Origin of the sequence: Pseudomonas sp., from assembly GCF_051660785.1 — a bacterium.
Taxonomy (GTDB): Bacteria; Pseudomonadota; Gammaproteobacteria; order Pseudomonadales; family Pseudomonadaceae; genus Aquipseudomonas.
On record NZ_JBOFQE010000028.1, the window covers coordinates 125556 to 139746 of the forward strand.

Consider the following 14191-nt stretch of genomic DNA (forward strand, 5'->3'; position numbering starts at 1 on the left):
CTACGATTGGCGCGCTTCGTGTATTTTTTCCGGACAATCACTTCATTGTCCTCGCCGCGCCGCAGCCGCCCTTCGCGAAAGAACCCGTTGGGTCGATTGCTGCCTGTCACGAAGGGCTGCTTTCGGCAAAAGCGGACGGTTCACCAGAGTTCGTGCGGTCAAAAATAGTCGTCGGGTACCCAGGAAGTCCGAGGAGAGTCGCTGAGTTTTCGACTTGGAAGACCAAGATTTAGCTTCGCTCAACAAGATCGACAAGGCGTAGATAACGCGAGTCTGATTTCAGGTCAGGTTGGGTTTCCGCGATCAGAGCTAGCACCTTCGGCAACTCGTATGGAGGACGTGTGAGAACCTGGGGTGTAACTCTGTTGATTAAATCCAGCGTTGTTTCAGGAAACAAAACGGTGATCGGCTTTTCATCCTTTAAATCTCGAGTGAACCGGTAGAACGGATGGTCATTTGTCTCCACCGCCACCAAGAATTTCTTTACCGCTTCGTAAACTGCGGGAAAGCTATCGCCGGTGTCATCAAGCAAGCCTATCCAAGCTCTCATCGATTTTGAGGTTCTGTATCGGCGTTCTCTGGGCCAGTCTTTGTTGATTAAAGGAATGACGTGCTTGATCCAGCCGTTCTCGTTTTTCTGCCCAACTTGACCCAACCAAAAGATGAATCGGTTTCGAGTGTCATCGGACATAGCTCGAAAGACTGAACGAAGTTCTCCTTCGGAGAGCCCGCTAGTCTCACTTGTGTAGAATATGCGCATGTAGCCTAGCCATTGCGCAGCTCCGATTGAGAGATCTCGATCCCATGAAAATCCTTCGACCCACGGGAATAGGTTGAGTAGGAGCGGTTTGATGATCTCTCGCAACGATCGTCGAGGCACTTGGTTACTGTAAAGAAATCCGTTCCATGCGGGCTCCGACGCTGGATGTTCGAACGCCAACATTGGAACAAATCGTTCCTCAGCCCAGACCGGGTCTATAAACACGAGCCAGTTCAGCATCCTGCTTACTATTGATACGGCATGATCTGAACCTTCACCGCGCGCAGTTAAGAGGCGTTCAATTCGAGACTTGATGTGGTTTGGAATTAGTGAGCCCGCGACCTCCTGCAGCTCTCTGGGCACTGCGTTTAAAAGGGCCTCAGTACACATGCCGACCGGGGCATTGATTGCATGGCCATATGTGCGCGAAGACTGTTCAATCAGTTTTCCACCTTGGTGGGTTTTACCAAACCCACTCTTCGCTGCCTCTGCTCCACCGCTCAAGATGCCTTCGACGATATGATCGTATACCCGCCAACCGAGATCAGCATCAAACTCAAGCATTGTCACCAGGTTCTGCTGGAGCCATCGGCCCAAGGTATGGTTCAGTTTGGCGATAAATGCTTGTGGGAGCTGTGCTACTCGGTTCAGGAATACCCGCCTCAGCCTGGCAGTGGTGTCTGCCGGAAACTCATTGATCATGGACGACCAGAGTGCCTCTGGATAGTCGCCAGCCTTTCCAGCAATCGTCAGCGCAGACAATGCCTTTCGCGGTTTGACTTTTACCAAGCCAGTGAAGGGTCGCCTCTCAGTAAAGCTGTCAAAATCACGCTTCAACTCTTCCTTTGCCTTCGGAACTACCTCGTTTATGGGGAGATCCAAGACTGCGTCTGGTTTTTCGTCCGTGCCGACCCAGCCGGTGTACGAGCCGTGCTCGATGACCGTTGAAGTCGCCCAGCCGTCGTTCCAATCAGGAATACCTTCAGTCATCACGGCAAGCCGTTCACTGTGAGCAGCTGCAAGTACACAACCTTGAAGTTCGAGATATCTCGCGTATCTAGCCGCGAACTCGCCTCGCAGCCGATGGAACTCCTCGTCAGACCAGTGGGCCTGCTGGTCGGGGCCTGTCAAGATGCGGTCGATGAGTTGATTACGACTCGTCTCAGAGAATTCTTTCCATCGGTCAACGATCAGAAAAAGCAGCTCTCGGGCCACATCAATGTCCCAAAAAGCTTCTTGATCTAAAAGTAACATTTGCTCGGCAATCGAGTCGGCCTCGAAGAGGTCGACTTTACTGAAGGCATAAAGCTTGAGCTTTCGGAAGAAGTACCGCTCCGTCGCGGGCCAAGTCATCGCATGCGCTATTGCAAGTACCGGCCATTTGGCAATCATTTGATCGAAAAGTTGAACAAACCAAGCCACCGCCTCCGCGGGTTTCGTGATGTACTTTTTCCCGTCAACTTCGCGTCCCGGATAGCAGGTCGGTGTACGGAAGTACATGGTCTCGATATCCCCCAATAGCCTTGAGGCGAAAGTAAGCTGCTCCTGCAGGATGCCAAATACCTGCGGTAGTAGGTCGTCGGGGATGTCTAAATCTTCGTCGTGCTTATCAAGGAACATGACTTCATACTGACCGAGGTCGCCGAGGTGAATGTCCATCCAGGATGCTGACGGAGGCTTGGACTGCCCCAGGCCAATCGGTCGCTTGATCTCCAAACGCGGAGTCGTAACCTTCCGGAATTCTCTTAGGACACTAGCCGTCCATCCTTCCACACTGATCCGTTCCCTCAGGCCAAACCATTCGCCATCCCACTGACGATTGCGAGGATCTCGATGGTGTTCGAGGATGAGATTCCAGATATGGCGTGCTCGTTTGTCGAGAGTTTTTGAGTGATCCAATTGCCACTCGATTTGTTGAAGAAGTCGCGGATGCAGACCGTTCTGTCGAATCGCCCACCAGGCCAGCACAGGGCTTACGATGGCCTTGCTGACCCAGGTGATAAGGTGAGCAAGCCTTATTGGCGTCGCCTCGAAACCTTCTGCTTGACGCCCACCGAGCCGATGAAACTCGTGTGGATTGTCGTCTTCGTCCCGCCAAACTAATAGATTGTCGTTGCTTACACCCTGCTTGCGATCTTCATCAGAGATATCGCTCAGATCGTCATCAAGTCCGTATGCGACCAAAGGGTCAAAGGTCTCTGCATCAACGCCATAGTCACGTACTCGTTCAGCCGATCGCACATACGCATCCATTACACATACCCATTCAGGATGCGGAGTCGGATCAGCTTCCGAGAATAATCTAGCGCCCTGTACCGTGCGAAGGGCATGAGCAACTTGGCCGCGCACATGAGGGGCAAGGACTTTCGGATCCTGCTGGGATTGAGCGATTACGGATGCACGCCATCTACGAGGATCATCGGCTCGCTCTGCCCAAGCTTCCATGCTCGTCCACAAGTCCGAGTGATCGGAATAGGCTATGGCTGTAACCCCTCGGTCACGCCATTTGGCTTCGATGTCCTCAGGAAGCCCACGGTCAAAGGCATAGAGTCGAGATCGATCATACTGGCCGTCATGGTTAAGGCCCTGAAGAAGATATTTGACGGGCGGGTCTTCTGCCTGATAGCCGACTAAAACGACGGTATGTCGTTCTAGGAGGTGCCTGATGAAGTTGGTAGCCCATCCTTCTGAGAGGTATGCACGTCCGAAGTCCGCGCTGCTAAGCACGTAGGGATGAGTTTCAGAGGCTGCCTCCACCAGTCGCCCGTGAAGATACGTGATCCCCTCAATTTTCGATCCGAAGTTCAGATCGGGAAAAGCAGGCGGCACGTGCCAGACCAGATGCCCCCCCACATGCCCGACCTCGAACAATCGGTCGAAGTTCGTCGTGACAATCTGTGGCACGCCGTTTTGACTTGAAGAAATCCGCTTAATCAGATCGTGTTCACGTCCAACATCTTTGATTTGTAGAGGAGCACTTAGCCGCTCCGTGACTAGAGCGTTAACTTCATCCTTACCGTATTCAAGGTGGAGGAGGTTGAAGATTTGGTCGAGTGGGACATTCGCAGCAGATTGATCATCCAGCCATGGCCGAAACGCGGCCATAATTTCTGAATCGGCTGGCGGGTCAAAAAACTCAATGACGTGCCGAGTAAGACCGATGAAAGTAGGCATTCCAGATGGTAACGAAACTCCGGCACCGCACAGAAATACGACGCGGCCAGCATCACAGCGCTCCAGGAGGATATCTGGTATCGAAGGGCCATCGGGATGGAATCTCATAAGGTCAATTCATCAATGCGTTAAAAGTTGTCATACCGGAGCCGCAAATACGCTTTCGACGGTAGGACTACAGATACTGAGTCGCACAGTATAGGTGTGCATCGACAGTGACTGCCGTCTCCATCCCCATGTACTAATGTTCATAGCTAATATCTGATCTGAAGGGTACCGGCAAGGGACCGCTTTTGGCCGTTTTTTGCCGGTCTTCACTGTGGGAATACTGGTGAATTTCGATGCATTCGGGTGGTTCGGCGCTGCATTTCGTACCTAGGCGCGCAGCTTACGCTGCTCGTAAAGCTTTAGGATTAAGTAAAGAAATTTTGTCCTTGTGGGTGATTTATGCATTTAGAGAAAAGATTCGTTTCCCTTAGAGCTGATATTTAAGTGCAAAGTGGAGAAATAAAACGACGCATCAACCCACGCGCGATGAGTCTCGTCGTCATTTGGTTTCTCGGTATCACGAGTAGTCGAGGTCGATCCAAGAAGATGGTGGCGACAGGCAGAAATCGTCTGTCAATCTCATCTGCTCTGAGCGAATACGATAAGCAGTTCTAGGTTGGCTAGGGAAGGTAGGGTAACGGCGCAAGTGGGAACTCACCTTAAATTATGCAAGGTGAGCTGGACGGACGCTTACTCCCAAGTTGCGTAGACTAATCTTGTAGGCATCACAGTGAGGCTTTGCAAGAGGCGCCATGATCAACCTGTATCGCTTCGACGCCCTCCAACCGGCAAATTGCTCGCCCGTTCTTGGTTATGACGAAACTGTGCCCCTGGGCGACCAGCGCAATAAGGCGTCGGAGTCGCCGGCGAGCCTGGCTACAGCTGACGGTTGTCAACATAACTGAGGCACCTCTTGTATGGGGTTCTAGGGCGTAGCGTCATGCAGCCCTCACGTGCAGTGCAACGCGTCGCACCTATAATCGAAACCGTTAGGCAAACACGCTCCAGCGTCCCCCTAAACGAAAAGCCGAAAATCAGCACCTGCCCAGTCATTTAGCTGACGCCGCGTAAGCGGGTCTCGATGAAACTTTCGTTTTTTCTCAACACTCGACTGGCGGTGGTTGGTCGACCATGGCAACACCGACCCGTCGGATTTCCCAGGACGCATCCCCAAAGGCCCGTCGCGTATTTCGTACCAGCGGTCGTCGCCAGGTGCCATCAGGCAGCACCGCCCCACTCCAGGGCCTGAAGGAGACGGCGAACTTGTTTAGCGCCGATCTCGGTTTCGCAGAGCATGATCGGTGCCGTCCCACCGAGCGCTTTATTCGGTGCCGACATCCACTGTGTGGCCGTCACTGGTGTCTCAAATATCGCCACGACCAAGCGACTGAGCGTAGCAATTCTGTCCAAACGTTCGGAGGCGACAGGATCAAGGTTCTTGTGCGCTCGCCGTCGTCTTTCAAGGGTCGAAATTGATGCATTGAGCAGCGTTTCCAGGTGGCGGTCCTGAAGGTTGAAGGCCAAACGAACAACCTGGATGAGGTCGGCGGGCAACCCTACTTTTATTTGGTGCAGCCTCTGCGCATCCGTCAGCGACTCTCGATGGGAACTGAATCGCCAAAAGGCCGCAATGCCCTCCTCTCGGGCCACCTCTTTCTTTTTTCCCGGACGTCGAGTCGCAGTTGAAGTGCCCATCTGCACGCCCTCCACGTTAGTTTTCCATCAGCTGAAATATCGGCTACGCCTGTCTGAGCAGAACTGCCATTGAGCGCGAGTGCAATTGCGTAACGCAGAGGTAGATAAGCGGTTGGGCCCGTTCTTCTCTGCGTTTCAATGGCTTAGGCTCAGCGACTTTGGGCTGATGATGAGTGGCCACGGCGGTCAATCGATGCTGGAGCTCAGGAAGGGCTCGGTCAGTCGGTCAACTCTTTGCTCGTCGAGCTGCCCGGCCCGCAGGATCTCCTTTGCGTTGGGATAATGCCGCAACAGCTGGCGAGCCTGACGGCGCATCGACGCTGACAGCGCGGAATCTTCTGCCAGCTCGACCAGAAAGTCTCGCGTCTGGATGAGTGCGCGCGTGCGCTCGTTGGGCATTGTCACGGTGTCCTCCTCGCACGAACCGTGCACGGTCCAGCCGCTCTATGCTTGCTGGCGTCCGACGTAGTTTTCTGCCTGGTAAATCGCCTACAGCCTACACCCAAACCAAGCATGCACATCGACGCAATCGCCCGGATCCGCACGGGCTTTTCGTAAATCACGTCCCTCGCCACCTCGGCGTACCGTCGATCGAGCCAATGCCCATCAAAAACAGCCTGGGGTTTGAGAATCTTGGTTTCTCACACCTGTTGATTCGCTCACTTCAAGGGCGAATTAGCTAGGTTGTACAGCTGTAATAACGTAGGCCGTAGCGCAGTATGAAATCGTCGCCACGCAGTCATTTTGACTCATCCGGATGACGGCGCCAGTCACCGAACGGCGCGTCGGCCTCCACGTAGCGCAGCGCGCTGTGAACGTCGCGCCAGCCGACGTACTCCATCAAGGCCTTGGTGCTCCATTGGTTACGCGTGGCCCAGGTGGCAAAACCGCGGCGCAAGGAATGCCCGCTGTAGCGCTCCCCCGCGACCCCGCCGCGGGTCAAAGCCCGGCGCACCACCCGCGCGACGCTGTACGGGTGCAGGGCCTCAGTGGACAGGTGACCCCAGCGATCGATGGCACAAAACACCGGCCCCTGTTGCAATTGACTGAGGCTCAGCCACGCCTCATACGCCTGAACCGGACACAGGCGTTTTAACGCCGGCACACTGACGCTGCGGCCCTGATGCTCACGGTCGGTTTTGCTGCTGGCGAGAAACAGCGTCAGGCCTTCGCCGGGCACGAGTTGGTTGGCTTCAATGTGCAGGTGGCACAGGTCATCACTGCGAAAGGCGCGCCAAAAACCCAGGAGCAGCAAGGCCTGATCGCGACCGGCGCGCAGGCGCACGGCCAGGTCCGGCGACCCAGCCTCGACTTGTAATGCCGCCACGCACTGCGCAAGTTCGCGCAGTTGCAACGGTTCGGCCTGCCGGACCTGCCGCGGGTGCAGTGCCTGAATACCGCGCAACACGTCGCGCACTTGCGGGGCTTTGGTCGGGTCGACAAAACCATGGTTCAGATGCCAGCGCGCCAAGGCCGCGAGATGACCGCGCAAGGTGCTGATCGACAGGGCGTCAGCGTGTTCAGCCAGGTAGCGCACGATGTTGTCACTCGACGCGGGGAGAAACCCACCCCAACCCACCTCATAATGCGCCACGGCCTGCTGGTAGCGCCGCGTGGTGCTTTCGCGGCGCGCCGCTTGCAGGTAACGCTCTGCGACCGTACTCATACATCTGTCCTCCTCCCTGCCTCAGCCGTGCCCAGGCCTGCAGTAAACGGTGTCCTCCCCTTGGAGTTCGGGCAAGTCATGCGGTATGCGCCATACTTCATCCCTACCGGGAATCCTAAAGGAGCTCCTGACATGGCCCGTGGTGGCATCAACAAAACCCTGGTACACGCTGCGCGTGATGCCCTGCTGGCGCGTGGGCTATATCCCAGCATTGACCTGGTCCGCGTCGAACTCGGCAACACCGGGTCCAAAAGCACTATCCAACGTTATCTCAAGGAACTTGACGATCGCGCCAGCGCCGCCACGTCACCGCCGGTGAATGAGGAAGTCCTGTCATTGGTTAACAGTCTAGCCGAGCGCCTGATTAAACAAGCGCAGACGTCTGTGGCCGAAGAGCGAGATGCCGTCGGTCGCCAGCAGGCCGGTTATGCGCAAGAACGCGCGCAGCTACGCGAGCGTTTAGAACAATCACTGACCGCCATCACCCAGCTGACCCACGAACGGGAGGAGCAACGACAATGCGAACGACAATTACGCGAGCAGTTACAAGACAGTGAGGGTGAACACCAACGGTTGCGACAGCTCGTAGCCGGTCAGCAACAGCTCCTCGAAGAACGGTCACTCCGGGTGGAGTCGCTGGAGAAAAAACATCAAAACGCTCGGGAGGGACTCGAACACTATCGACAAGAGCAACGGTCCCTGCGCGAACAGGAACTGCGTCGACATGCCGAGCAAGTCCAGCCGTTACGCCAGGAACTGCGAACCCTGCAAAATACGCAATTGGCCAAACAGGAAGAATTGGTCACGGTGTACCGTGAGCAGGAACGGTTGCTCAATGAATACCGAGCGCAGCAGGCGAATTTGCGTCAACAAATCCAGGCCCTGGAAGATTGTCAGCGCACCAAAGACATAGTGAATGGACAGCTACAGCAGCTGATCACCGAGCATGCCGTATTACGTGGGCGCGTTAGACCGTATTTGCTGCAGCACCGAGAGGATCGTCGGCAGTTGCGTGAACAAGCGCGTCAGATTGAGACGCTGCAAACGCTTTTGCGTCAAATGACACCGACTGCCTAGGCGATATTTGCCTGCCTAGTCAGTCGTCGTCGCTCCGTCAGGTAGAGAGCGCCCACTGCCAAGCTCGAAACTGCATCAGTCAATGAGCTCAATGACCGTCTGACTGTGGTTTGTAAGGGTCCTGTGCACCCGCTGCAATAGCCCTCGCGGGCAATCGTTTGGGCCCTGGTGCAATCGCGAGGCGATTAACTGAAGATCTGCCATTAAATGCCAGAGCATCGTCACACCATAGGCATCCCATTCATGTAACCAGTTTTTTCTTTCCAGAATGCTCCACAACAATTTGTGTCGCGCCAATGCTTTGTTGAAGGCTTTCAGGCTCATCGGCCAGCGGTCCACTTTACCAAGCTGGCCGAGTAGATAGAGCTCATGCAACCGTCTATAGAGTTCTGAGCTACAGGCACAGCACGGCGTCGTCAAACACACGAGCTTTACATAACAGGAAAAGTTCTTGCGCAGCCATAACCGGTGGATCAGGTATTGCAGATCACGCGTGCGCAACAGCGCAATCAGGTAAGCCAGCCGTGTCCAATCGGGGCAACCGCACAGGTCTTCCATCCCCTTTTCGCTGAAAGGCAAAATCGGCACGCCGTTCATGCGTACGCGCTGAATGAACCTGTCTGCCTTATCGCAGTCCTCCCAGCCGAGTACCGTCCAAAGCGGATTGTCCTCAACGACCCTCAATGCGGGAAAGTCTTCCTTGAGTTCACCGCGCCATGGGTCGCGTGGCCATGCTCCTTTCAATAGATCAAGCCACTTGGTGTTGGGTTTGGACCGGGCCGATAGATAGGGGTGTCGTGCTAGCCACCAACGATCACACCACACGGCAAAGTCGCGGTTCGACTCATATCCAGCAATGAAAAAAAGAGTGTCGCCAAAGACCATCGCCTTGAATTTCTGGATCTCACGACGAAATGGATGGCTCATGTCACAACCTCCGACATTCCACTGGGCGGGTTAAGACCCGCTCCAACTGGCGGCTAATACTCTCGAGCCCCAACATACCCAGAGAGTTGGCTGCAAGCATGCACAAACTTTGGTTCGCGCGAGGTGCTATTCCAGAGCCATCTTAAGAATAGTTTATGACCTCCCAGCCAAACCCAAACATTCGAAAAAAAAGCTCAATATATATCGGACTTACCACTGATCTTATTAGCTAATAACTACATTTTTGCAAATGTATAACGATGAGTTCTAAAACTTGAAGGAATGTTTGAAGGCCCCTTTAGCCCCATCAGAAAGGTTGACCCCGCTGGCACAACAGGCTTTTAGAGCACCGCTTATCCTAGCCTCCTGGTGCCGACCTCATTGAACGGCACGAAAGAGCTTTCGGTGCAGACCATCAGGCATCACATCAAAGAGACGTGCCAACGGGACACAGAGTGGAGATCGTCATCATGCGTTCGGAATTTCACGTTGATTCGGTGAAAATTCTTGTCATTGAATCCCGCTTTCTAGCGGTAAACCTTACGGGACCCGATGTGCCCTCCTTATGCTTATCAACTGTCTCCGACGTCCTTCCCAAAACCATCCTCGACTGGCGACTGATTAGCGCCTCATCACTTGCGGAGGCCACCGTCTTCGTTCTTAACTCGCTATTTCAAAGGGCATCGGAGACCGATCCACCGCCAATAGGTATCGGACATCGCTACTAGTATGGCCACTCCGAATATGAGGTCACCGCTGTGTGGGATAACCGTGTCTTCCTTCACCGGATGAATTCTCCCCACCAAGAGGCCTCGGAACGTAATGCCCGGGCAGCGCCAAAACCTGATCGGAAAAATCTCCCAACTCGCACTTTTGTCACGCAAGGTGACACGGCGGCAAAGGTAAAGGAACAGCGTCTAAATTCGCTCAAGCACAGTCGTCTGGATCGACAACCGGAGGCCGTTCAACGGCTCATTCTGGATGAGGTGTGCTCAAGCTTTCGGGTCAGGGGATTGTCAAAACAATCGCTGGTGAAAAACATTGCCTACCACATCACGCGTCTTAATGAATCGCGCTCCTCCAACGAGCAATTCAAGGTGCCCTCCTTTAGTACGTTGCATCGACTGATTCGCGATCTTCACGAGGATTACAAACAGCATCAATACGGGAGCGCCTTCAATGAACAAGTCCGATTATTTCCACATAAATGATCACTCAATCCTTAACGAGAATGTGATCGCATGTGCCACGGAGAAGCCTTTGAGAGCCCCCCAAATAAACGCAGGTGAGCAGACTATGCTCCCCATGAGCCTTTTAAGTTCGACATGCACGCCGTCCCGGAAAACCATCCGGAAGGGGCACCAGAACTTCGCCCACTTCTTCCCTTCCCTAAAAAACGGGATCTCAATTGGTTGCGAAAGCCACCTGGAGACGGAGTGCTGTTACCTACTGGAGTATGATCACGAGATCACCCGCTATCACGCGCAGCCGCACTGTTTCAAATGGGCCGACGCGGGAAAGGACTTTTGCTACACGCCGGACTTCCTCGTGCACTGCGCTGACAGTTCCTTCTACTTGCTCGAGGTCAAACTTGATTTTGAACACCTTGAAGAACGATACCGGGACAAACTGGATTCCTTTTCCGTGTTATGTCGGGATCAAGGCTGGGAATATCGGCAATGGTCAAGGGCGCAGATTCGGAGGCATGCCGACCTCGACACACTGAAGTACTTGTATAGCCGCTCGCATCACATTGACGCCGCCGACAAATTTTTCTTTAGAGAAGCGGCTCGACAAATCAAGTGGCCTGTCACCCTACGCCAACTGATCAATCAACTGCCCCAGTTTTCCATCAACCTGTTATGCCACCAACTGTTTTATCGCGCACTGCGTGCTGATTTGAGGCAGACGGTTACGTTAGACCTTCTCATCGAAGGATTAGCGTGACATGCCCCCTCTCACTCCAAGGGTGGGTGCCCAGTACCGGATCGACGGATTTAGCGCCGAAATCATTCACGTGGATGAGGAACTGGTGACCTTGCGTCACCTCAGCTATCACACGACTTTTCACTACCGGTATGACTTGTTTTTAACCGGTTTGGAAAATCGCAACATCATCGAGATCGCATCGCCGCCCGGCAGCGGCTCGAAAGCTTTAGCGTTCCTGAACGCCGACGACCCCAAAGTGATCGAGGCGAAGCGGAAGTTTCACTATGTCTCGAAAGCGTTGGATGCCTTTGGCGGAACGTTGCCTGTCAAACCGACGGAACAGTTGATTAAAGAAATTCACCGGCAGCTTAACGATGCCCATCCCCCCCGTTACAGCACGCTCTACAAGTGGATTAAAATCTACAAGGACAACAATTTTGACCGTTTCTCGTTGTTGAAAAGCAAGAGCCGCCTCCCTCGGGGCGTGCAGATTGATGGTGAGGTCGATGACATCATCGACCAGTGCATCATAACCTATTACTTGAACACCAAGTGCGTATCACAGGCGCGCATCTTCGCTTTCGTCGATGCTGAGATCATTAAGATCAATCGTAACCGCCACATTTATTCGGAGCATCTGCTGATGCGACCGAGCATTAGTTCGGTACGTCGACGCATAAAAAAATGCTGTCAGTACGATACCGACTTCAAACGCCATGGTCGCGCCTATGCGGAAAAGAAACACCATCACAGTCGATTCCTTCCCGAACCAGGTGAGGTGCTGTTTCTCGCAGAGATTGACAGCCATCATTTGAAAATTCAGCTCGTTGACGAAGAGGGAAACGTGCTGAAAGTCCCGGCCTGGGTCGCAGTGATCTTCGAAGTGAAAACTCGAACGGTCATCGGCTGGGAACTGTCTCTAACGCCGCCTTGCGCTGAAAAATCCGTACGTGCATTGAAGAGTGCCGTGCTGTACATCCCGGGTGACGAATACAGAAGGGGCAAGATGCTTTATTTGTTGAGCGACAACGGATCGGAGTTTACAAACCTATGGTTCGCTTCTTTTGTCGATCAGCTTGGAATCATCGAAGGGTATGCCCCTCCGAAATCGCCAAATGCCCGTGCCCGAGGAGAACGTTTTTTCAAAACTTTTGAATCCTGGCTGCAAGAACAACCAGGGAGCACATCTACGAGCGCAACCGATCGTGGTGAACACATACCAGATAAGCATCCATTTCTAACCATCGAAAAAGCTGCGTATTACTTTGGAAAATGGGTGGAGACCGTGTACCACACCACCTACCACCGGACTCTCAAAAAAACCCCGTTAGTGGCATGGGAGCAATCCATGAAAAACCGCTTGCCACCGGAAAAATTCTCGCAAGACGCCTTAGACAAATTATCTCGAAAGGTGGTGTATTCAAAAATTACACACGGCAGGGTGCACTTTTTACGCCTAAGTTGGACTGGAGAAACCTCCCAGAAATTAGCTCCCGACTGAACGGAAAAGAAGCTATCTGCTATTACGACCCAGGTGACCTTGGCAACGTATGGGTTGCCCATCCTGCCGATCCGCATAACCCTGTTCCTGCTGAAGCAACCTACCCTGAGTACCAGAATGGTTTGACGCTGACAGAACACGAGAAACTCAAGCAGGCTGAAAAAGAGGACGCCTCGAAGTATGATTTTGCAATTCCGCACTTGGCACTGGATCAACTTAGGCAGGAAATTGAGGAAGACTATCTCCGTAGGAAGCAAGCAAATAAATCCAAGAAAGTGCTCACCCCCTCAAAACCTCAGAGTCAAAGCCCCTACACCGAGGCCACTTTGCCAAATATTTCTAACCTTGCAGAAGCAATAATCGACTTACCTGTGGATCACTTGTGACATGGATATAACCGAGATTACTGCGACGTTAAAAAAACTGGGGGCCTGTACCGTCTGGCACCCGGATTTGGAACATGCGAAGCGCTTAATCATGAAAAGCATCACTACCACTGCCGAGCGCGAGGATCCGTCCTCTGTGCTTCTAACGGGGAAGAGTGGTGTGGGTAAAACTCGGCTCTGTAAAATAATCGAACGGGACATTGGGAGAGCATATCAGTATGACTGTGAAAAATATCTAAAGTTAATTCGCCCCTGCGTATACGTGGAGGTTCCATCAAATACGAATATCAAAAGCATGGCTATCGGCATTCTTATGGAAACACTCAAGACCATCAAAGAAATTGAAACTCCGCCCACAGAGGAAATGGAGAAAGCACGCCAAAAAGAGCTTGAAAAAATGAGCACGGCACAAATAAAAACAATGATTGTACGTCGTTTACATACTCTGGAGACTCGACTGCTTATTTTAGATGAGTTTCATCACGTCGCCGACCGAGGTCAAGAAATCACAAAAAACGCAATTTGCAGTTGGCTGACTGAGCTTTTGAACAATTCAAAGATCCCTATTCTTATCTCCGGCTCAGGAAAAATCACCGCGATAGTTAACAGCGTTTCTGAATTGAGTGGCCGATACGCCTATCGAGCAATTATAGAAGAACTAGACTACTGCAATGCGGCCGAAGCCCCTATTTTTTTGAGCGTCCTAGCAGGCCTTCAGAGAGAAATGATCCGGCTGGGCAATCTCGAAAAATACGTCCACCTCACCGACCCGAAGTTATATAAAGCAGTCTTTCTTGCGACCAGCGGAAACTTCCGCCTGCTGAGTAATCTATTGAACGACAGCTTCAAAATCGCGCTGGAACGCGGTGATAAAACATTGGTGATCGCTGATTTCATTGAAGCCTGCAATGACCTTTATTTCAGCCAATTGCATGGAAACCCATTTAATATGTCAGTCAGGGAACTCGACTCCAAACTCGCTGCACGGCTAGAACAAAAGAAATGAAATGGCTTTGCTATGTTGCCAA

Annotated in this window: 11 protein-coding genes and 1 pseudogene; 6 read left to right on the top strand and 6 right to left on the bottom strand. The window is 52.9% G+C overall.

All coding sequences use genetic code 11. The features are described from left to right. Nucleotides 1-229 precede the first annotated feature (229 nt). The 5 genes from ACRC4F_RS07460 to ACRC4F_RS07480 all read right to left on the bottom strand — a co-directional run bounded on the left by ACRC4F_RS07460 (nucleotide 230) and on the right by ACRC4F_RS07480 (nucleotide 7343). Nucleotides 230-4042, bottom strand: a complete 3813-nt coding sequence (locus ACRC4F_RS07460; RefSeq protein WP_438658725.1) for an SIR2 family protein — start codon at nucleotides 4040-4042, stop codon at nucleotides 230-232. Between the two features lie 665 nt (nucleotides 4043-4707). Next, entirely contained in the window at nucleotides 4708-4881 is a 174-nt protein-coding gene (locus ACRC4F_RS07465; RefSeq protein ID WP_438658726.1) for a type II toxin-antitoxin system prevent-host-death family antitoxin, read from the bottom strand. A 319-nt stretch (nucleotides 4882-5200) separates the two neighbouring features. Next, nucleotides 5201-5677, bottom strand: a complete 477-nt coding sequence (parS, locus tag ACRC4F_RS07470) for a type II RES/Xre toxin-antitoxin system antitoxin (RefSeq protein WP_438658727.1) — start codon at nucleotides 5675-5677, stop codon at nucleotides 5201-5203. Between the two features lie 186 nt (nucleotides 5678-5863). After that, a complete protein-coding gene (locus ACRC4F_RS07475; protein ID WP_438658768.1) occupies nucleotides 5864-6076 on the bottom strand; it encodes a BPSL0761 family protein in 213 nt (70 codons plus the stop codon). Between the two features lie 340 nt (nucleotides 6077-6416). After that, nucleotides 6417-7343 carry a site-specific integrase gene (locus ACRC4F_RS07480; RefSeq protein ID WP_438658728.1) on the bottom strand — a complete coding sequence of 309 codons (927 nt, stop codon included), beginning with the start codon at nucleotides 7341-7343 and terminating at the stop codon, nucleotides 6417-6419. A 132-nt stretch (nucleotides 7344-7475) separates the two neighbouring features. On the opposite strand from ACRC4F_RS07480, the gene ACRC4F_RS07485 reads away from it, so the two are divergent. After that, nucleotides 7476-8420, top strand: a complete 945-nt coding sequence (locus ACRC4F_RS07485; RefSeq protein WP_438658729.1) for a DNA-binding protein — start codon at nucleotides 7476-7478, stop codon at nucleotides 8418-8420. 75 nt (nucleotides 8421-8495) lie between these two features. On the opposite strand, the gene ACRC4F_RS07490 is transcribed toward ACRC4F_RS07485, so the two are convergent. Further along, complete coding sequence (locus tag ACRC4F_RS07490) at nucleotides 8496-9347, bottom strand: hypothetical protein (protein ID WP_438658730.1); 852 nt, start codon at nucleotides 9345-9347, stop codon at nucleotides 8496-8498. Between the two features lie 743 nt (nucleotides 9348-10090). On the opposite strand from ACRC4F_RS07490, the pseudogene ACRC4F_RS07495 reads away from it, so the two are divergent. The 5 genes and pseudogenes from ACRC4F_RS07495 to ACRC4F_RS07515 all read left to right on the top strand — a co-directional run. Continuing rightward, nucleotides 10091-10558 (top strand): annotated as a pseudogene (locus tag ACRC4F_RS07495) (hypothetical protein); the annotation flags it as partial. After that, nucleotides 10527-11294 carry a TnsA endonuclease N-terminal domain-containing protein gene (locus tag ACRC4F_RS07500; RefSeq protein ID WP_438658731.1) on the top strand — a complete coding sequence of 256 codons (768 nt, stop codon included), beginning with the start codon at nucleotides 10527-10529 and terminating at the stop codon, nucleotides 11292-11294. The pseudogene ACRC4F_RS07495 and the gene ACRC4F_RS07500, both read left to right, overlap by 32 nt. Nucleotide 11295: 1 nt before the next feature. Further along, the gene (locus tag ACRC4F_RS07505; protein ID WP_438658732.1) at nucleotides 11296-12777 is read left to right on the top strand and encodes a hypothetical protein; all 1482 of its coding nucleotides are present in this window, start codon (nucleotides 11296-11298) and stop codon (nucleotides 12775-12777) included. Next, the gene (locus tag ACRC4F_RS07510) at nucleotides 12738-13163 is read left to right on the top strand and encodes a hypothetical protein (protein WP_438658733.1); all 426 of its coding nucleotides are present in this window, start codon (nucleotides 12738-12740) and stop codon (nucleotides 13161-13163) included. Before ACRC4F_RS07505 ends, ACRC4F_RS07510 begins: the two co-directional genes overlap by 40 nt. A 1-nt stretch (nucleotide 13164) precedes the next feature. After that, complete coding sequence (locus ACRC4F_RS07515; protein ID WP_438658734.1) at nucleotides 13165-14169, top strand: TniB family NTP-binding protein; 1005 nt, start codon at nucleotides 13165-13167, stop codon at nucleotides 14167-14169. The last annotated feature ends 22 nt before the right edge of the window (nucleotides 14170-14191 follow it).

Coding starts and splice junctions, on each gene's coding strand:
- ACRC4F_RS07460 (WP_438658725.1), bottom strand. CDS start 4,042: ATGAGATTCCATCCCGATGGCCCTTCGATACCAGATATCCTCCTGGAG.
- ACRC4F_RS07465 (WP_438658726.1), bottom strand. CDS start 4,881: ATGTTGACAACCGTCAGCTGTAGCCAGGCTCGCCGGCGACTCCGACGC.
- parS (WP_438658727.1), bottom strand. CDS start 5,677: ATGGGCACTTCAACTGCGACTCGACGTCCGGGAAAAAAGAAAGAGGTG.
- ACRC4F_RS07475 (WP_438658768.1), bottom strand. CDS start 6,076: ATGCCCAACGAGCGCACGCGCGCACTCATCCAGACGCGAGACTTTCTG.
- ACRC4F_RS07480 (WP_438658728.1), bottom strand. CDS start 7,343: ATGAGTACGGTCGCAGAGCGTTACCTGCAAGCGGCGCGCCGCGAAAGC.
- ACRC4F_RS07485 (WP_438658729.1), top strand. CDS start 7,476: ATGGCCCGTGGTGGCATCAACAAAACCCTGGTACACGCTGCGCGTGAT.
- ACRC4F_RS07490 (WP_438658730.1), bottom strand. CDS start 9,347: ATGAGCCATCCATTTCGTCGTGAGATCCAGAAATTCAAGGCGATGGTC.
- ACRC4F_RS07500 (WP_438658731.1), top strand. CDS start 10,527: ATGAACAAGTCCGATTATTTCCACATAAATGATCACTCAATCCTTAAC.
- ACRC4F_RS07505 (WP_438658732.1), top strand. CDS start 11,296: ATGCCCCCTCTCACTCCAAGGGTGGGTGCCCAGTACCGGATCGACGGA.
- ACRC4F_RS07515 (WP_438658734.1), top strand. CDS start 13,165: ATGGATATAACCGAGATTACTGCGACGTTAAAAAAACTGGGGGCCTGT.